The organism is Micromonospora sp. NPDC002575, assembly GCF_042889525.1.
Taxonomy (GTDB): Bacteria; Actinomycetota; Actinomycetes; order Mycobacteriales; family Micromonosporaceae; genus Micromonospora; species Micromonospora carbonacea.
The window spans coordinates 341,618-360,124 of sequence record NZ_JBIARA010000002.1; the positions used below are offsets into that span (position 1 = coordinate 341,618).

Sequence of the window (18,507 nt, forward strand, 5' to 3'; positions counted from 1 at the left end):
CGGCCACCCATGCGGGTGGCCGGCCAGGTGATCACTCCCGCCGAACGGTCACGCCCGGGCGTGTCGGACCCGCGCTACCCCTCCAGGTCCGCCGAGCCGGCCGACGTCGTCGGCTTCCCCGCCTCCTGCGTCGGCGTCGCCGGGGTCTCCGGACGCTCCTCGGTCGCCGGCTCCTTCGACTCCTCCGCCTCGGCGTCCAGCAGCGCGGTCAGCGCCGCGCCGGTGATCCGCCGGAACGTCCGACCCTTGCGGTGCCGGTCCAGGACCGCCACCTCCAACTGGTTCGCCGCGATCGTCCGCGCCGCCCCGCCCTCACCGCCGACGCTGCCCAACGCCGCCACGGCCACCCGGACCGCCTCGCCGAGCGACATGTCCGGCCGGTGCTGCGACTTGAGCACACCGGAAATCGCCTCGGCCTGCCCGCCCATCGCCATCCGGCCCGGCTCGTCGTTGACCGAACCGTCGTACGTCAACCGGTAGAGCGCGTCGGCCTCCGGCGTCGCGCCCACCTCCGCCACGCAGATCTCCACCTCGAACGGCTTCGACTGCTCGGTGAAGATCGCGCCGAGGGTCTGGGCGTACGCGTTGGCCAACGCCAGACCCGTCACGTCCCGCCGGTCGTAGCTCAGGCCGTTGAGGTCGGCCATCCGGACCCCGGCGCGACGCAGATTCTCGAACTCGTTGTACCGGCCCACGGCGGCGAAGCCGATCCGGTCGTAGATCTCGCTGACCTTGTGCAGGGTGCTGGAGAGGTTCTCCGCGACGAAGAGCACCCCGCCGGAGTAGCTCACGACCACCGCGCTGCGGCCCCGGGCGATGCCCTTGCGGGCCAGCTCGGAGCGGTCGCGCATGATCTGCTCGGGCGAGGCGTAGAACTGCATGGCCACGGCGGCGGTTCTCCTTTTGGGCGCTGTGCTGACGACGACTGCTGACTGGGGGTGGAGGCGGGACTCAGCCGCCCGGGTTCTCCATCCGGCCGGCCACCACGGCCTCGGCGATCGCGGCCGTCTCGGCGTCGGTGAGCCGGTGGGTGCCCTCCGCCGTCGCCGTCATCACCACCGGGTAGATCCGCCGGGTCAGGTCCGGGCCACCGGTGGCCGTGTCGTCGTCGGCCGCGTCGTAGAGCGCCTCCACCGCGAGCCGCACCGCGTCGTCGATCGACAGGCCCGCCCGGAACCGCTTCTTCAACGCCGACCGGGCGAAGATCGAACCGGAGCCGATCGCGTCGTAGCCGGTCTCCTCGTAGGGGCCGCCGGTGACGTCGAAGCTGAAGATGCGCCCCGCCCGCGCCGGATCGGCGGCGGCCAGGTCGAACCCGGCGAACAGCGGGATCACCGCCAGGCCCTGCATGGCCGCGCCCAGGTTGCCCCGGATCATCGACGCCAGCCGGTTGGCCTTGCCGTCGAGCGAGAGCATCGCGCCCTCGATCTTCTCGTAGTGCTCCAGCTCCACCTGGAACAGTCGCATCAGCTCGATGCCGATGCCCGCGGTGCCCGCGATGCCGACCAGCGAGTACGCGTCGGCCGGGTGCACCTTCTCGATGTCCCGCTGGGCGATCAGGTTGCCCATGGTGGCCCGCCGGTCGCCCGCCATCACCACGCCCCCGTCGGCCGAGATGGCCACGATGGTGGTCGCGTGCGGCGCCAGGTCGGCGGCCATGCCGGGCGGCAACGGCCGACGACCGGGCAGCATCTCGGGGGCCACCCTGCTCAGGAAAGACGTGAAGGAGGACGTCCCCGCGTTGGTGAACACATCTGGTAGACGCCCGGATGGATCAAAACCCGCTGCCACGTGGTTCCCTTCAGGTACGTGATCGCCCTGGCCAGCCTCGTAGGGCTGTCACGGAACTGGCCAAGACCACCATTACAGTTGAAGCAGAGTATCCCGCGCACCCAACCGGTGCGATGATCGTGGTCCAGATGTTGCGGGGCCGCGCCGCCACAGATCGCGCAGACCCCGCCCTGCTCGGCCAGGAGCTCGTCGAACTCCTTCTGACCCACCCCGTAGCGTTGGCGCAGGTGGTATTCGCGGTTCCCGCCGTAGAGCCGCTGCTTGGTCTCGCGGGTACGGGTGTTGTGACAGGGCTTGCAGTAACTGGCGTAGCCGGTGCTGTCGGACCTGTTCCGAGGGAAGTCCGTTACGGGCTTGGCGGTGCCACAGTCCGGGCAGAAGCGGTGCCCGTCGGGCACTTGCGGCGACTGCTTGACCTCTCGACCGCGAGTTTCCTTCAGCCGCTTCGCATAGCTTGCGCGCGAGCGGACGTTGAAGCACGCCCTGCAGTAGCTGCCGCGACCGGAAGGGCGCTTGGTGCTCGCGCAGAACTCTTCGAGCGCCTTCCACTCGCCGCAGTCGCGGCAGCGGCGCAGCCCGTCTCGATCGTCAAGCGACAGAGGCATGTCCGTTTTGCCCTACTATGCCCTACTGACCTCCTTTTTGTACGTATCCCCTCACGAACTCTTCTGCGTTTTCCTCCAGGACGGAGTCGATCTCGTCGAGCAGGTCGTCGACGTCCTCGGTGATCTCGGCGTGCCGCTCGGCGACCTCCGGGTTCGCCTCGGTGGTGACGTCCTCGATCTCCTCGCCCTGCCGGGCCTTGCCCGACTGCGACTGCCCGCCGCTGTCACGAGTGGCCATTGCTGCCTCCTCCACGATCGTCTCCGACGAACTTACCTCGCGGAGACGACGAAAAGCCCGCCGCGCGCCGGGTTCCCGGCGCGCGGCGGGCCGCGTCGACGGCGGGTCAGCCGCCGGTCAGCGTCTCCAGCAGGTCCTTCGCGCTGACGCACCGGTCGAACAGCGCGCCGACGTGTTTGCGGGTGCCCCGCTCCGGCTCCATCATCGGCACCCGCACCAGCGACTCCCGGCCCACGTCGAAGATCACCGAGTCCCAGCTCGCGGCGACCACCTCCGAGGCGTACTGGGCCAGGCAGCGGCCCCGGAAGTAGGCCCGGGTGTCCTCCGGCGGCTCGGTCATCGCCGTGCGGGTCTGCTCGTCGGTCAGCAGCGTCTTCATCGACCCGCGCTGCACGAGGCGGTGGTAGAGGCCCTTCTCCGGCCGCACGTCGGAGTACTGGAGGTCGACCAGTTGGAGCTTGTGCGAGCCCCAGCCGAGCTTCTCCCGCTCCCGGTAGCCCTCCAGCACCCGCAGCTTCGCGACCCAGTCCAGCTCGTCGGCGCATTCGAACGCGTCGCGGCCGAGCCGGTCGAGGACGCTCTCCCAGCGGTCGAGCACGTCGGCGGTCTGCTCGTCGACGTCGGCGCCGTACCGGTCGTCCACGAAGGAGCTGACCCGCTCGAAGTAGGCCCACTGCACGTCCAGGGCGGTCAGTCGCCGCCCGTCGCGCAGCCGCATCCGGTGCTTCAGCGACGGGTCGTGGCTGACGGCGCGCAGCTCGCCCACCGGGTCGGCGATGCCCAGGTCCGGCCCGAGCGCCTTTTCCTCGATCATGGTGAGGATCAGGGCGGTGGTGCCGACCTTCAGGTACGTGGAGATCTCCGACAGGTTGGCGTCGCCGATGATGACGTGCAGCCGGCGGTATTTGTCGGCGTCGGCGTGCGGCTCGTCGCGGGTGTTGATGATGGGCCGCTTGAGCGTCGTCTCCAGGCCGACCTCGACCTCGAAGAAGTCGGCGCGCTGGGAGATCTGGAAGCCGCTGGCGCCGCCGTCCTGGCCGATGCCGACGCGGCCGGCGCCGCAGACGATCTGCCGGGTGACGAAGAACGGCGTCAGGTACGCGACGATGTCGGCGAACGGCGTCTGCCGGCGCATCAGGTAGTTTTCGTGCGCGCCGTAGCTGGCGCCCTTGTTGTCGGTGTTGTTCTTGTAGAGGTGGATGGGCTGGGTGCCCGGGATGGTGGCGGCCCGGCGGGCCGCCTCGGCCATCACCCGCTCGCCGGCCTTGTCCCACCGGACCACGTCGAGGGGGTTGGTGACCTCGGGGGTGGAGTATTCGGGGTGGGCGTGGTCGACGTAGAGGCGGGCGCCGTTGGTCAGTATGACGTTGGCCAGCCCGAGGTCCTCGTCGGCGAGTGCCTCGGCGGGGTCGTACGCGGCGCCGGAGTAGGTGAAGCCGCGGGCGTCGCGCAGCGGCGACTCCTCCTCGTAGTCCCAGCGGGCCCGGCCGCCCCGGTTGAGTTCGGGGCGCGCCCCGTAGGCGTTGACCACCTGGGAGGAGGTGACCATCGGGTTGGCCCCCGCCTGGCCGGGCACGGAGATGCCGTACTCGACCTCGGTGCCCATGATCCGTCTTACGCTCATCAACCTACCCGCTTCGCTCGCCGACCCGGTCCCCCGTCACGTCGAGCGTAGTCCGCGCCGCGCGGTGCGGGGGCGCGGCGGGCGGGCCACGCCGGGGCGGGTCGGGGTGGGTGCGGGGACGCGACGGGGCCCGCGACGTCGCTGTCGCGGGCCCCGGTCTTGTTGTCGGGGGTTACAGGTACTGGCCGGTGTTGCTGGCGGTCTCGATCGACCGGCCGGCCTCGGTGCCCTTGCCGCCGGAGACGAGCGTGCGGATGTAGACGATCCGTTCGCCCTTCTTGCCGGAGATGCGGGCCCAGTCGTCGGGGTTGGTGGTGTTGGGCAGGTCCTCGTTCTCGCGGAACTCGTCGACGCAGGCGTCGAGGAGGTGCTGCAGGCGCAGGCCCTTGCGGCCGGAGGTGAGGAACTCCTTGATCGCCATCTTCTTGCCCCGGTCGACGATGTTCTGGATCATCGCGCCGGAGTTGAAGTCCTTGAAGTAGAGGACTTCCTTGTCGCCGTTGGCGTAGGTCACCTCGAGGAAGCGGTTCTCCTCGGTCTCGGAGTACATCCGCAGGACCACCGCGTCGATCATGGCGGCGACGGTGGCCTGGGCGTCGCCGCCGTGTTCGGCCAGGTCGTCGGCGTGCAGCGGCAGGCCGGAGAGGATGTACTTGGAGAAGATGTCCTTGGCCGCCTCGGCGTCCGGCCGCTCGATCTTGATCTTCACGTCGAGCCGGCCGGGGCGCAGGATGGCCGGGTCGATCATGTCCTCCCGGTTGGAGGCGCCGATGACGATGACGTTCTCCAGCCCCTCCACGCCGTCGATCTCGCTGAGCAGCTGGGGGACGATCGTGTTCTCCACGTCGGAGGAGACGCCGGAGCCGCGGGTGCGGAAGATGGAGTCCATCTCGTCGAAGAACACGATCACGGGCGTGCCCTCGCCGGCCTTCTCCCGGGCCCGCTGGAAGATCAACCGGATGTGCCGCTCGGTCTCGCCGACGTACTTGTTGAGCAGCTCGGGGCCCTTGATGTTGAGGAAGAAGCTGGTGTGCCTCTCCTTGCCCAGCCGCTCGGCGATCTTCTTGGCCAGCGAGTTGGCCACCGCCTTGGCGATGAGCGTCTTGCCGCAGCCGGGCGGGCCGTAGAGCAGGATGCCCTTGGGCGGGCGGAGCTGGTGCTCACGGAACAGGTCCGCGTGCAGGAAGGGCAGCTCCACCGCGTCGCGGATCTGCTCGATCTGCGACTGGAGGCCGCCGATGTCGGTGTAGTCGACGTCGGGCACCTCCTCCAGGACCAGCTCCTCGACCTCGCTCTTCGGGATCCGCTCGTACGCGTACGCCGAGCGGGGCTCGATCATGAGCGAGTCGCCGGCCCGGATCGGCGAGCCGATCAGGGTCTCGGCGAGGTGCACGATGCGCTCCTCGTCGGAGTGCGAGACCACCAGCGCCCGGTCGCCCGGAGCGCCGTCGGGACCCGCGAGGATCTCCTTGAGCATCACCACCTCGCCGACCCGCTCGAAACCGAACGCGTCGACGATGTTGAGCGCGTCGTTGAGCAGGACCTCCTGGCCACGTCGCAGCTCCGCGACGTCCAGCGAGGGTGAGACGGCCACCCGGAGCTTGCGCCCGCCGGTGAACACGTCCACCGTGCCGTCCTCGTGCGCTGCCAGGAAGACACCGTAGCCACTCGGCGGTTGCGCGAGGCGGTCGATCTCCTCCTTGAGCGTCACGATCTGCGCCCGGGCCTCCTTGAGAGTGCTCACGAGCCGTTCGTTGTTCTCGGTCAGCCGCGCCAACTGTGCCTGGGTGGCCGCCAGCCGCTCTTCGAGCTGCCGGACGTGTCGGGGGCTTTCGGTCAACTTGCGCCGCACCAGAGCGAGTTCCTCTTGAAGGAACGCGACCTGCGTGGAGAGATCGTGGGCCTCCTTCTCCCACCGTGCGGCGCGCGAGTCCGCGTCGTCGCTGCGTGCCACGTCCCACCTCCCCGGGGGGCTTGAACGTTCTGCCCTAACACTAGCCGCTATGAGGCCGATTCGGTCCCACGCAACGCCCTCGTCACTGAACCTTGATCGCCAAGGGTGGCCGCGGGGGCAGGTCGGGGCGTTCGGGTACCGTCGTGTCGTGGGACGGGAAAACATGGGGGTGCGCCGGTGAGCGAGGTCGCGACCGACCAGTTGCAGGTCTGGGTGGACCAGGATCTGTGCACGGGCGACGGCCTGTGCGTGCAGTACGCGCCGGAGGTCTTCGAGTTCGACGTCGACGGGCTGGCCTACGTCAAGGACGCCGACGGCGAGCTGCGGCTCGCCCCGGGCAGCCGGGTGGGGGTGCCCGAGCACCTGCGCCTGGAGGTGATCGACTCGGCGAAGGAGTGCCCGGGCGAGTGCATCCACGTGGTGCGGGGCGACGGCGTCGAGGTCGCCGGCCCGGACGCCGAGGACGACTGAGCCGGGACGCCGGGGACGACTGAGCACAGACCGGTCGCCCGTCCGGGCCGCCCAGGACGGGGCGACCCGGGCGGCGGCGCCCGGGGGCCGGGCTCAGAGCAGCGGCCGGCCCACCACGGAGGCGACCGTCCGGGCGAACTCCTCCAGCCGGGCGATCTGCCCCGCCCCGCCGTCGTCGAGGGTCTTGCCGAAGCGCAGCGCGTCGTGCCGGGGCACCCCGCCGATCTCGTCGCCGGGCGGCGCCTCGTCGAGCGAGGTGAGCAGCAGGTAGACGTCGATGCTGTCGACCCGGATCCGGCCGTCGTCGGTGCGGGTGAGCCGCCGCCGGCAGCCGACCTCGGTGACGGTGGAGACCGGCACCACCCGCAGCGACGAGGTCATCGAGCCGGGCGGCCCCTCCCCCGGCGGCACGTCCTCGCCGTGCCAGAGCACGAGGCGGCTGCCGTCGCAGACCACCACCTCCTGCCACACCCCGTTGACCTCGTTGACGAACCGTTCGAGGGTGAAACCGAGCACGGACGCGCCGCGCAGCACCCCGCCCAGGGCCTCCAGGGCGACGTCCGGGTCCCGCAGGTAGGCCCGCGCCGCCGATTCGAGGTCGGGGTAGGGCGACCAGTCGGGGAAGACCGCCGGCACGTCCTGACCGCCGAAGCCCGGCTGGCTCATCCGGCCACCCCACGCTCCTCCGCCGTGTCGGGCAGCGCCCCGGCGGCCTGGGCGGCGGCGGCCTGGCGGGCCTCGGCGGCCGCGCGCAGCGCCTGCTTGCGTTCGGCGTACGCCTCGGCGCCCTTGCTGGGTTTGCGCCGCCGCGGCGGGGCGGTGACGCCGGGGGCGAGCCGGCGGGCGGAGACGAGGAACGCGGTGTGCGCGATCATCCGGTGGTCGGGGCGCACGGCGAGCCCTTCGGCGTGCCAGTCGCGCACCAGGGACTCCCAGGCGCGCGGCTCGGTCCAGCCACCGCGCTCGCGCAGCGCCTCGACCAGCTCCGAGAGCTGGGGGGTGGTGGCCACGTAGCCGATGAACACCCCGCCGGGCAGGAGGGCCCGCTCGACCATGTCGAGGGCCTCCCAGGGGGTGAGCATGTCCAGGATGATCCGGTCGAAGCCGGTCTCCGCGCAGGCGGCGACGTCGCCGACGTGCAGCCGCCACGCCGGGTGCGGGCCCTGGAAGAACGCCTCGACGTTGCGGCGGGCGATCTGGGCGAAGTCGTCGCGCAGCTCGTAGGAGTGCAGTTCGCCGGTGGTGCCGACGGCCCGCAGCAGGGAGCAGCTCAGCGCGCCGGAGCCGGCGCCGGCCTCGAGGACCTTCGCCCCGGGGAAGATGTCGCCCATGGCGACGATCTGCGCCGAGTCCTTCGGGTAGATCACCTGGGCGCCGCGCGGCATGGACAGGACGTAGTCCGACAGCAGGGGGCGCAGCGCGAGGAACGCGGTGCCGCCGCCGGAGGTGGTGACCACGCTGCCGTCGGGCAGCCCGATCAGCGCGTCGTGGGCGAGGATCCCGCGGTGGGTGTGGAACTCCTTGCCGGGCTCCAGGGTGACCGTGTGCATCCGCCCCTTCGGGTCGGTCAGCTGCACCCGGTCGCCGGGGCGGAACGGCCCCCTGGCGTGGCGGAGGCCCGGCGCGTCGCTGCCGTGGGCCGCCGGCACGGGCGGCGACGCCGGGGTGTCGGCGGACGCCGGCGCGTCGGGGTCGGCCGGGAGGGTGGGGGGATGTGCGGTCACGTGTTCATCTTCCGTTTGGGTTCCAAAAGCTGCGCCAGGTCCGCGATGTGCAGAACGCCGACGACATCTTCGCCTGCCGTCACGACGTACTGTGCGCCCGGGTGGGTCCGCACGGCCTCCATCACCCGTTCCCCGTCGAGGCCGGCCGGCAGGACGGGCAGGCCGGTCAGGGCGCGGGCGACGGCGTCGACGGCGATCCAGGGCCGGCGGGCCGGCGGCACGGCGTCGGCGGCGACGGGGTCGACGAGCGCGACCGGCCGGCCGGCGCCGTCGGTGACGGCGAGCGCGGCGTCGGGGCGGTCGCCCTCGGCGCGGCGGCGCTGCGCCTCGGCCAGCGGCGTGCCGGTGGGTACGGCGAGGACGGGGCGGGCCAGCCGGCGCAGGTCGATCAGCGGGAACCGGCGGCTGATCCGGGCCAGCCGGATGGACTGGCCCGCCCCGCGCCACAGGGTGACGGCGACGAGCAGCATCAGCGGCAGGGCCAGGGGCGCCAGCAGCCGGTTGACGGTCAGCGCGAGCGTCGCCGCGACGGTGCCGACGGCGACGGCCCGGCCGACCCAGCCGGCGACCTCGGTGCCGGTGTGCCGGTCGCGGGTGAGCGCCCACACGGCGGCCCGCAGGGCCCGGCCGCCGTCGAGCGGCAGCCCGGGCAGCAGGTTGAACAGCGCGACGATGACGTTGCTGACCGCGAGCTGGAAGGCGAGCTGGTTGGTCAGGGTGCCGTCGGGCAGCGCCAGGGTGGCGGCGACGGCGGCGACGCCGAGCACCGCGGACACGGCCGGGCCGGCCAGCGACACCAGCAGGTCGACGCGGGGGCTGGGGGCGTCGCGGTCCATCTCCGTGTATCCGCCGAGCAGCTCCAGGGTGATGCCACGCACGCCGATGCCGTAGCGGCGGGCGGTGAGGGCGTGGCCGAGCTCGTGCAGCAGCACCGAGCCGAGCAGCGACACGACGAACCCGACGCCGATCAGGTACGCGCCGAGCTGGGACAGGTCGAGCTGGCGGCGGGCGAACTCGGCGTACGTCACGGTGACCAGCAGGGCCAGCAGCAGCATCGACCCGTTGAGGTGCAGGGGCACGCCGAGGACCCGGCCGACGGTGAGGCCGGGGCGGGTGGGGCGGCGCGGGGGTCGGTCGGTCTGCGGCTGCTCCATCGCCCCGATGCTACGGACCCGACGCCGACGATCACCTGTCGGAGCGGCGCGGTGGGCTTGTCGGACCGGTGGCCTAACCTTCCGGGCATGACGGCGGAACCGGTGATCGACCAGCAGCAGGCGCGGGCCACGGTGGAGGTGCCGGCGACGGTCCGGGCGTCGCTGTCGCCGTCGCGGGCGGCCGACTTCAAGACGTGTCCGCTGCTCTACCGGTTCCGCAGCATCGACCGGCTGCCCGAGCGGCCGAGCGTGGAGCAGGCCCGGGGCACGCTGGTGCACGCGGTGCTGGAGCGGCTGTTCGACCTGCCGGCGGTCGGGCGCACCCCGGAGGCTGCCGGTGACCTGGTGGCCCCGCAGTGGGACCGGCTGGTCACCGAGCAGCCGGAGCTGGCGGCCCTGTTCGACGCCGACGACCCCGACGGCACGGCGGAGTTCCTGCGGTCGGCGTCCGGGCTGCTGGGGGGCTACTTCGCGGTGGAGGACCCGCGCCGGTTGGAGCCGGCCGAGCGGGAGGCGTTGATCTCGGCGGTGGTCGACGACGAGCTGCTGATCCGGGGCTATCTCGACCGCCTGGACGTGGCCCCCGACGGGGCGCTGCGGGTGGTCGACTACAAGACCGGCGGCGCGCCCCGGGAGGCGTTCGAGGCGCGGGCGCTGTTCCAGCTCAAGTTCTACGCGCTGGTGCTGTGGCGCACCCGCGGGGTGGTGCCGCGGGTGTTGCGGCTGCTCTACCTCAAGGACGCGGAGGTCTGCGACTACGCCCCCGACGCGGAGGAGCTGGCGCGGTTCGAGCGCACCGTGGTGGCGTTGTGGCAGGCGATCGAGGCGGCGACGGCCCGGCAGGACTTCCGGCCCCGGCCGAGCCGGCTGTGCGACTGGTGCAACCACCAGGCGCTGTGCCCGAGTTTCGGCGGCACCCCGCCGCCGTTCCCGGCGGCGGCCGCCTCGGCGGATCCGCTGGTCGACGCCCGGTCGCGGCCCAGCCCGCCCGGGGCGGACGAGTGAGGCTCATCCGTGAGGAGGAGGCCGGGTTCACCGTCGGCGACGACTGATCCCGTGTGGGGACGGCTAGCGTTCCCGTATGACCGCAGGGTTGAGGGCGTGGCTGCGCCGCCGCCCGCTGGCCGCCGACGCGCTGCTCGCCGTCGCCCTGGTGCTGGTGGACGCCGTCTTCGTCCTGCTCACCCCGGTCGACTTCCGGCCCGGCCCGCTGCCGGCGGCGCTGGGCTGGAGTGTGCTGTGCGCCGCCCCGGTGGCGCTGCGTCGGGCGGCGCCGTGGCCGGCGGTGGCCGCCGCCGTGGCGACCCTGGCGGTGCCGGTGGTGTTCGGGCACGCCCCGAACACGCAGAGCGCCACCTTCGTGGCGTTGACGTACACGATGGCGGCGCGCCGCCGGGCGCGCCCGGCGGCGCTGGCCGCCGTGGCGTTGTGGGTGCCGGTGGCGGCGATCAACGTCCTCGCCCCGCTCGACGACCCGGTCTTCGAGGTGGGTCCGGTCTATGTGGTGCTCAACAACCTGCTCGTCGCCGTGGTGGCGTACGCGGTGGGCCGGGCGGTGCACGCCCGCCGCGCCTCCACGGAGGCGCTGCGGGAGCGGGCGCGGGTGGCCGAGCAGAACCAGCGGTCCCTGGCCGAGCAGGCGGTCGCCGACGAGCGGCGGCGCATCGCCCGGGAGCTGCACGACGTGGTGGCCCACCACGTGAGCGTGATGGGGGTCCTCGCCACCGGGGCCCGGCGGGTGCTGCGCCGCGACCCGGACGCCGCCGACGAGGCGATCGCCACGATCGAGGACACCGGCCGGGCGACGCTGCGGGAGCTGCGCCGGCTGTTGGACGTGCTGCGCACCGACGCCGAGCCGGCGGCCGACCTGGCGCCGCAGCCGGGGCTGGCGGGCATCGAGCCGCTGGTGGAGCAGGTGCGCGAGGCCGGGCTGCCGGTGACGTTGCGGGTCGAGGGCGCGCCGGGGCCGTTGGAGGAGGGGGTGGCGTTGACGGTCTACCGGATCGTGCAGGAGGCGCTGACCAACGCCCTCAAGCACGCCGGGGAGGCGACGGCGGTGGTGCGGTTGACGTTCGGCGCGGCGTACCTGTCGGTGGAGGTCACCGACACCGGTCGGGGGCCGACGCCGGGCGCGGTCCGGGTCGGGCACGGGCTGGTGGGCATGCGGGAGCGGGTGGGCCTCTACGGTGGGACGCTGCGCGCCGGGGCCCGGCCCGGCGGCGGCTACCGGGTGTACGCGAGGATTCCGGTGGAGCAGCTCGGGGCGGTGCCGGTGTGACCGGGCCGCGCCACGACCAGCCGGCGGGGCCGGCGCGACGGGGGGACCCCAGATGACCGAAGAGGGCGCGCCGCCGCCGCGGCCGGTGCGGATCCTGCTCGCCGACGACCAGCCGCTGCTGCGCACCGGCTTCCGGATGGTGCTGGGCTCCGAGGAGGGGCTGGACATCGTGGCGGAGGCCGGCGACGGCGTGGAGGCGGTGGAGCTGTCGCGCCGGCTGCTGCCGGACGTGGTGCTGATGGACATCCGGATGCCCCGGATGGACGGGGTGGCGGCGACGCGGGCCATCGTCGAGGCCCGGCTGCCGGTGCGGGTGCTGATCCTGACGACGTTCGACCTCGACGAGTACGTGGTGGGGGCGCTGCGCGCCGGGGCCAGCGGTTTCCTGGCCAAGGACGTGCCGGCGGAGGACCTGGTGACCGCGATCCGCACCGTGGCCGCCGGGGAGGCGGTGGTCGCCCCGCGGATCCTCAAGCGGCTGCTGGACCGCTTCGCCGACTCGCTGCCCGACCCGGCGGCGACGCCGCCGAGGGCGCTCAGCACGCTCACCGAGCGCGAGCGGGAGGTGCTGGTGCAGGTGGCGCGGGGGCTGTCCAACGCGGAGATCGCCCGGGAGCTGACGGTCAGCGAGACGACCGTGAAGACCCACGTGGGGCACGTGCTGACGAAGCTGGGGCTGCGCGACCGGGTGCAGGCCGTGGTGCTCGCGTACGAGTCGGGCCTGGTGCGGCCCCGGGCGTAGCCGGACCGTCGTCGGGGGGGCCGGCGCGCGCGGCGCGTAGCGGTCAGGGGCAACCCTGAGCCGGCATCGGGGCCCACCCGCAGCGGGAAATCCGCCACCACTCCGCCCGAAGTCGGAGGGTCCGGCGGCGTCGGGGGCCGAGGATGGGCACATGCCCACACCGGGCCAGCGGGGGCCGGTGCGGCCCAGCCCGACGGAAGAGGTAGATGACGTGACCGCGACGACAGGCCGGCAGGCGCAGGCCGCGGCCCGCGCAAGCGACGTGTGGAAGGTGTACGGCAGCGGCGAGGCGCAGGTCGTCGCGCTGCGGGGGGTGAGCGCCGAGTTCGAACGGGGCAGGTTCACCGCGATCATGGGCCCGTCGGGGTCGGGCAAGTCGACGCTGATGCACTGCCTGGCGGGCCTGGACGCGGTGACCCGGGGCACGGTGGCGATCGGCGACACCACCGTGACGGGGCTCGGCGACGCCGGGCTGACGAAGCTGCGCCGCGACAAGGTGGGTTTCATCTTCCAGCAGTTCAACCTGCTGCCGACGCTGACGGCGAAGGAGAACATCCTGCTGCCGTTGTCGATCGCCGGGCGCAAGCCGGATCCGGCCTGGTACGACGTGGTGATCGGCACGGTGGGGTTGCGCGACCGGCTCGACCACCGCCCGGCGCAGCTCTCCGGCGGCCAGCAGCAGCGGGTGGCGTGCGCGCGGGCGCTGGTCGCCCGCCCCGAGGTGATCTTCGCCGACGAGCCGACGGGCAACCTGGACTCCCGGTCCGGCGCGGAGGTGCTGAGTTTCCTGCGCAACTCGGTGCGCGAGCACGGCCAGACGATCGTCATGGTGACCCACGACCCGACGGCCGCCGCGTACGCCGACCGGGTGGTGTTCCTCGCCGACGGGGAGATCGTGTCGGAGCTGATCGAGCCGACGGCCGACACGGTGCTGGACACGATGAAGAAGCTGGACGTCCCCGCCGCGACCGAGGTGGGCAACTGATGTTCCGGGCGACCATGAAGAGCCTGCTGGCGCGGAAGGTGCGCCTGGTCCTGTCCGGCCTGGCGGTGGTGCTCGGCGTCATGTTCGTCTCCGGCGCGTTCGTGCTCACCGACACCCTCGGCCGGTCCTTCGACGCGGTGTTCGCCGACGCGTTCGCCGGCGTCGACGTCAACGTGGCCGCGAAGCCGAAGCTGGAGGTGGGCGAGGGCGAGGGCGAGCAGGTGTCCCCGCCGTTCGCCGCGGACGTGGTGGACCGGGTGCGGGCGGTGCCCGGGGTGGCGTCGGCCACGGGCCTGGTCAACGCCGACGGGGCCCGGCTGATCGGCAGCAACGGCAAGGTGGTCACCTCGTTCGGTCCGCCGCAGCTCGGCGTGAACTGGACCGGCGAGTCCGACCTGGTGCGGCTGCGGGAGGGGCGCGGCCCGCAGGCCGACGACGAGATCGCGGTGAACGCGGCCCTCGCGGAGGCCGCGAAGGTGAAGGTGGGTGACCGGGTCGGCGCGCTGACGGCGTTCGAGTCGAAGCGGCGCGAGTTCACCCTGGTCGGGGTCTTCGGCTACAGCAGCGGCCGGGACACCATCGGCGGGGCGAACGAGGTCGCGTTCACCACGCCCGCCGCCCAGCGGCTGATGCTCGGCGCGCCCGGCACGTTCAACAACGTGACCGTGCGGGCCGCCGACGGGGTACGCCCGGAGACGGTGCGCGACGACGTGGCCCGCACGCTGGGCGCCGGCTTTGACGTGAAGACCGGCGAGGAGCTCTCCGCCGCCTCGTCGGCCAGCCTGAAGGAGGGGCTGTCGTTCTTCAACAAGGTGCTGCTCGGCTTCGCCGCGGTGGCGCTGCTGGTGGGCACGTTCCTGATCCTCAACACGTTCTCGATCATCGTGGCGCAGCGGACCCGGGAGCTGGCGCTGATGCGCGCGATCGGCGCGAGCGGGCGGCAGATCATCGGTTCGGTGGTGCTGGAGGCCCTCGCGATCGGCCTGGTCGCCTCGGTGCTCGGACTGGGCGCGGGCGTCGGGGTGGGCGCGCTGCTGGCCTGGGCGTTCGGCAGGTTCGCCGGGGGGCTGGAGCTGGCCGGGATCGGGGTGCCCCCGCAGGCGGTGGTCGGCGCGTTCGCCGTCGGCATGCTGATCACGGTGGTCGCGGCGCTGCTGCCGGCGCTGCGGGCGGCGCGCATTCCGCCGATCGCGGCGATGCAGGACGTGGCCACCCCGGACCGGCCGCTGACGAAGGTCACGGTGTCCGGGGCGGCGGTCACCGCCCTCGGCGGCGGGCTGCTGGCCGTCGGGCTGACCGGCAACGCGGGCGGGGCCACGCTGACGGTGATCCTGGCCGGGGTGCTGTTCACGTTCATCGGGGTGGCGCTGCTGACCCCGCTGATCAGCCGCCCGGTGGTGTCGCTGCTCGGGGCGTTGTTCGCCTGGTCGGTGCCGGGCCGGCTGGGCCGGTTGAACTCGGGGCGCAACCCGCGCCGCACGGCGATCACCGCCGCCGCGCTGATGGTCGGCATCGCCCTGGTGACCGGGGTGACGGTGATCCTGGACTCGGCGAAGTCGAGCATCTCCGCCTCGGCGGAGCGCATCGTCGACGCGCAGTTGGTGATCTCCGGGGCGCAGACGGGGCCCCGCCCGCCCACGTTCGACGTGTCGGTGGTGGACAAGGCGGCCGCCCTGCCGGGGGTCGACGCGGCGCTGGGCGTCTACAACGACAACGCGATCGTCGACGGCGACCGGACGTACGTGGTGGCGCTGACCGACCTGGCCGCGATGGCCCGCATCTACGGCACCGTGCCGCAGTCGGGCACGGCCGCCACCCTCAAGCCGGACCAGGTGGCGCTGAGCGTGTCCGGCGCGAAGGAGCTGGGCAAGTCGGTGGGTGACCGGCTGACCGCGCAGTTCGCCCGGGGCGCGGGGCCGCACACGTACACGGTGGCGGCGGTGTTGCCCGACGAGCGGTCCATCGGGTCGATCATCCTGCCCCGGCAGGCGGGGCCGGAGTTCACCAACCCGGAGCCGTTCTCGGCCCTGGTGCGGCTGGCCCCGGGCACGCCGGTGTCGCAGGTGCAGCCGCAGCTCGACGCGCTGGTCGCCGACAACCCGGAGGTGTCGGTGGCCGACCGGGCCAGCTACATCGAGCAGCAGACCAGCGGTTTCGACACCCTGCTCACCATGATCCAGATCCTGCTGGCGCTGGCCATCGTGATCGCCGTGCTGGGCATCGTCAACACCCTGGCGCTGTCGGTGCTGGAACGCACCCGGGAGCTGGGGCTGCTGCGGGCGATCGGGCTGCGCCGGGCGCAGACCATGCGGATGATCACCGTGGAGGCCGTGGTGATCTCCGTGTTCGGCGCGCTGCTCGGCGTCGCGGTCGGCACCGGCCTCGGCGCGGCGGTGGTGCGGGCGCTGCGGGACGAGGGGATCACCGACCTGGTGCTGCCGTGGTCGCAGATGGGGATCTTCCTCGGCCTGGCCGCGCTGATCGGGGTGGTCGCGGCGGCGCTGCCGGCGGTCCGCGCCGCCCGGATCAACGTCCTGGGCGCGATCGCCCACGACTGAGGCGCAAGGAAGGGCCCCCTGTTAACGCTTTCGGCATAGCAGGGGGCCCTTCTTAACGCCGGTCGCCGGGTCGGGTCGACCACGGCGGGCGGCTCGCCGGACCCGCGCGGGTTACCAGCCCGGGTCCGTCGCCGGGCTACGACGGGATCGGCTGGTCGGGGGCGTCCGCCCGGGACCGGCGCCCGGCCGCAGGGGCCAGTCCCACCGTGAGGGCCAGTGCCACCAGCAACGCGCTGACCCACAGCGGCGACCGGTAGCCGAGGCCCGCGCCGATCGCGACGCCGCCCAGCAGGGGGCCGACGGCCGCGCCCACGTTGAGGGCGGCGGTCGCGAAGGAGCCACCCAGTGACGGCGCATCGGCGGCCCGGTAGAGCACCAGCGTGATCAGTGTGGCCCCGACGGCGAACGACAGCGTCCCCTGCACGAGAACGAGCAGCATCGCCACCGGGGCGATGGCGGCGGTCGCCGCGAACAGCAGCCAGCCGACGAGCAGGGCCAGACCGCCGGGCACCAGGATCCGCGTCGGCCGGGTGTCCGACAGCCGGCCGGCGATGGTGACGCCGACGAAGGATCCCAGGCCGAAGACCGCGAGCAGCGCCGGCACCCACACCCTGTCGTACCCGCTGACGTCGGTGGCCAGCGGGGCCAGGTAGGTGAAGGTGCAGAAGGTCGCGCCGTTGACCAGCGCGGCCAGGGCCAGGGTCACGGCCAGTCGGGGGCGGCGCAGCGCGCGCAGTTCCCGCCGCGCGTCGGGCACGGACGCGCCCGGCGCCATGGGCGGCACGCAGCGCAGGATCGCGAAGGCGGCGGGCACCGAGACGGCGGCCACCGCCCAGAAGGCCGACCGCCAGCCCCACAGGTTTCCGAGCACGGCACCGGCGGGCACCCCCACGACGCAGGCGAGGGTGACGCCGCCGAGCAGCACGGAGGCGGCCCGGCCCTTGGCGTGGGGCCCGGCCAGGCCGACCGCCGTGGCGAGCCCCACGGCCAGGAACCCGGCGTTGGCCACGGCACCGACGACGCGGGTGGCCAACAGGATGCCGAAGCTGCCGGTGACCGCCCCGACCACGTGGGCGGCGATGAAGGCGGTCAGGAAGGCCAGCAACGCCCACCGTCGGGGCCAGCGCAGGCTGAGCACGGCCATCAGCGGCGCCCCGATGATCATTGCGGCGGCGAAGGCAGAGGTGAGCGTGCCGGCCGCCGGGACGGAGACCCGCAGGTCGGCGGCGATGTCCGGGATCAGGCCGGCCAGCATGAACTCGGAGGTTCCCTGGGCGAAGACGGCGAGCCCGAGGATGTAGATCACAATTGGCATGACGACTCCACAACCGCGTCGTGGGTGGATGGCGGGGACGCGGCGGGCCACGGGACGGCGGATTCGGCGAGCCGGCCGTACGGGTGCCACCGCGAGAGGACTTCCGGGCAGGCGGGCACCCGCCACTGCGTGGCGGAGGGCAGGCGCCCCGGGAAACCGTGGAGTCGGTGGCGAGGCGGCGACGGGCGTGCCGCCTCAGCGTGGGCTGAGGCTCAGCGCGACATCATCAGGGGCCAGCCACCGGACAGCGGTGGCTGGCGTCTGGACGCCTCGGGGCCGGACACGCAGCGAAGGCTAGCCGCCGCGCGCAGCAGCGTCAATCGCGGCGCGGGGCGTCGGCGGCGGGCCCGCCGAGGAGGGCGGCGAGCAGCTCCAGGTCCGCGCCGGTCAGGCTGTCGAGCTGGTGTACGCCGTCGGCCGGCGCGATCGGCACCTCCACCGGCACCGCCAGCACGGCCGCGCCCGCGGCGAGGGCGCTGGCCACCCCGGTCGGGGAGTCCTCGATCGCCACGCAGCGGGCGATCGGCACGCCGAGCAGCCGGGCGGCGGTCAGGTACGGCTCGGGGTGCGGCTTCGCCGCGCCCACCTCGTCGCCGCAGACCACCGCGTCGAAGCTGTCCCGGCCCAGGGTGTCCAGCGCCACCTCCACCAGCGGCCGGCCGCTGGAGGTGACCAGGGCGGTGGGGATGCCCGCCGCGCGGACCGCGCGCAGCAGCGCCAGCGCGCCGGGCCGCCAGCGCAGCCCGGTGCGGAACAACTCCAGGATCCGGGCGTCGATCCACGCCGCGCTGACCAGCGGGTCACGGTGCGGCTGGCCGAGGTCGTCGTGCAGGATCCGCATCGCGTCGGCCATGCTGGTGCCGATGAGCGCCTTGCGGCCGGCGTCGGAGAGGGTGGCGCCGTACTCGGCGGCGAGCTCGCGCAGCGCGACGTCCCACAGCTTCTCGCTGTCGACCAGGGTGCCGTCCATGTCGAAGAGCACGGCGGCCGGATGGTGGCTGCTCAGGGGGTCCTCCAGGCGTCGCGGGGTCGACCCGATCCTTGCAGCCGGCCCGCCCCGGCCGGGAC

General features: G+C 73.2%; 17 protein-coding genes. 6 read left to right on the forward strand and 11 right to left on the reverse strand.

The features are described 5' to 3' along the window. Window positions 1-74 precede the first annotated feature (74 nt). The 6 genes from prcA to arc all read right to left on the reverse strand — a co-directional run bounded on the left by prcA (window position 75) and on the right by arc (window position 6,212). A complete protein-coding gene (gene prcA, locus ACFYWL_RS04965) occupies window positions 75-887 on the reverse strand; it encodes a proteasome subunit alpha (protein WP_043968824.1) in 813 nt (270 codons plus the stop codon). 64 nt (window positions 888-951) lie between these two features. Next, window positions 952-1,791, reverse strand: coding sequence for a proteasome subunit beta (gene prcB, locus ACFYWL_RS04970; RefSeq protein ID WP_386967468.1), 840 nt, complete (start codon window positions 1,789-1,791; stop codon window positions 952-954). Further along, window positions 1,710-2,396: an endonuclease VII domain-containing protein gene (locus tag ACFYWL_RS04975; protein WP_386967470.1), complete on the reverse strand. Its 687-nt coding sequence runs from the start codon at window positions 2,394-2,396 to the stop codon at window positions 1,710-1,712. Before ACFYWL_RS04975 ends, prcB begins: the two co-directional genes overlap by 82 nt. Before the next feature lie 22 nt (window positions 2,397-2,418). Then, entirely contained in the window at window positions 2,419-2,634 is a 216-nt protein-coding gene (locus tag ACFYWL_RS04980; RefSeq protein ID WP_074477166.1) for a ubiquitin-like protein Pup, read from the reverse strand. 106 nt (window positions 2,635-2,740) lie between these two features. Next, window positions 2,741-4,258 (reverse strand): depupylase/deamidase Dop, encoded by a 1,518-nt coding sequence (gene dop / locus ACFYWL_RS04985; protein WP_386967473.1) that lies wholly within the window; start codon window positions 4,256-4,258, stop codon window positions 2,741-2,743. 172 nt (window positions 4,259-4,430) lie between these two features. Further along, entirely contained in the window at window positions 4,431-6,212 is a 1,782-nt protein-coding gene (arc, locus tag ACFYWL_RS04990; RefSeq protein ID WP_386967476.1) for a proteasome ATPase, read from the reverse strand. 177 nt (window positions 6,213-6,389) lie between these two features. Between arc and ACFYWL_RS04995 the strand changes: the two genes are divergently transcribed. Then, window positions 6,390-6,683 (forward strand): ferredoxin, encoded by a 294-nt coding sequence (locus ACFYWL_RS04995; RefSeq protein ID WP_386967478.1) that lies wholly within the window; start codon window positions 6,390-6,392, stop codon window positions 6,681-6,683. Window positions 6,684-6,776: 93 nt separating this feature from the next. Here ACFYWL_RS04995 and ACFYWL_RS05000 read toward each other — a convergent pair whose 3' ends face one another. Genes ACFYWL_RS05000 through ACFYWL_RS05010 form a run of 3 tightly spaced genes read right to left on the reverse strand, consistent with a single transcriptional unit; the run spans window position 6,777 to window position 9,561 of the window. Next, a complete protein-coding gene (locus tag ACFYWL_RS05000; protein WP_386967481.1) occupies window positions 6,777-7,349 on the reverse strand; it encodes a hypothetical protein in 573 nt (190 codons plus the stop codon). Next, complete coding sequence (locus ACFYWL_RS05005; protein ID WP_386967484.1) at window positions 7,346-8,407, reverse strand: tRNA (adenine-N1)-methyltransferase; 1,062 nt, start codon at window positions 8,405-8,407, stop codon at window positions 7,346-7,348. Before ACFYWL_RS05005 ends, ACFYWL_RS05000 begins: the two co-directional genes overlap by 4 nt. After that, window positions 8,404-9,561, reverse strand: a complete 1,158-nt coding sequence (locus tag ACFYWL_RS05010) for a M50 family metallopeptidase (protein ID WP_386967487.1) — start codon at window positions 9,559-9,561, stop codon at window positions 8,404-8,406. The genes ACFYWL_RS05005 and ACFYWL_RS05010 overlap by 4 nt, the downstream gene beginning before the upstream one ends. An 87-nt stretch (window positions 9,562-9,648) precedes the next feature. On the opposite strand from ACFYWL_RS05010, the gene ACFYWL_RS05015 reads away from it, so the two are divergent. From ACFYWL_RS05015 to ACFYWL_RS05035, 5 genes are all read left to right on the forward strand, one after another. After that, window positions 9,649-10,566, forward strand: a complete 918-nt coding sequence (locus tag ACFYWL_RS05015; protein ID WP_386967490.1) for a RecB family exonuclease — start codon at window positions 9,649-9,651, stop codon at window positions 10,564-10,566. A gap of 76 nt (window positions 10,567-10,642) precedes the next feature. Beyond that, window positions 10,643-11,839, forward strand: a complete 1,197-nt coding sequence (locus ACFYWL_RS05020; RefSeq protein ID WP_386967492.1) for a sensor histidine kinase — start codon at window positions 10,643-10,645, stop codon at window positions 11,837-11,839. A gap of 52 nt (window positions 11,840-11,891) precedes the next feature. After that, complete coding sequence (locus ACFYWL_RS05025; RefSeq protein ID WP_386967495.1) at window positions 11,892-12,581, forward strand: response regulator; 690 nt, start codon at window positions 11,892-11,894, stop codon at window positions 12,579-12,581. A 211-nt stretch (window positions 12,582-12,792) separates the two neighbouring features. Next, on the forward strand, window positions 12,793-13,566 hold the full coding sequence (locus ACFYWL_RS05030; RefSeq protein ID WP_386967497.1) for an ABC transporter ATP-binding protein: 774 nt from the start codon (window positions 12,793-12,795) through the stop codon (window positions 13,564-13,566). After that, on the forward strand, window positions 13,566-16,124 hold the full coding sequence (locus ACFYWL_RS05035; protein ID WP_386967500.1) for an ABC transporter permease: 2,559 nt from the start codon (window positions 13,566-13,568) through the stop codon (window positions 16,122-16,124). The genes ACFYWL_RS05030 and ACFYWL_RS05035 overlap by 1 nt, the downstream gene beginning before the upstream one ends. A gap of 136 nt (window positions 16,125-16,260) precedes the next feature. On the opposite strand, the gene ACFYWL_RS05040 is transcribed toward ACFYWL_RS05035, so the two are convergent. Continuing rightward, on the reverse strand, window positions 16,261-17,439 hold the full coding sequence (locus ACFYWL_RS05040) for a Cmx/CmrA family chloramphenicol efflux MFS transporter (RefSeq protein ID WP_386967503.1): 1,179 nt from the start codon (window positions 17,437-17,439) through the stop codon (window positions 16,261-16,263). A gap of 316 nt (window positions 17,440-17,755) precedes the next feature. After that, window positions 17,756-18,421, reverse strand: a complete 666-nt coding sequence (locus ACFYWL_RS05045) for an HAD family hydrolase (RefSeq protein WP_386967505.1) — start codon at window positions 18,419-18,421, stop codon at window positions 17,756-17,758. Between the last annotated feature and the right edge of the window lie 86 nt (window positions 18,422-18,507).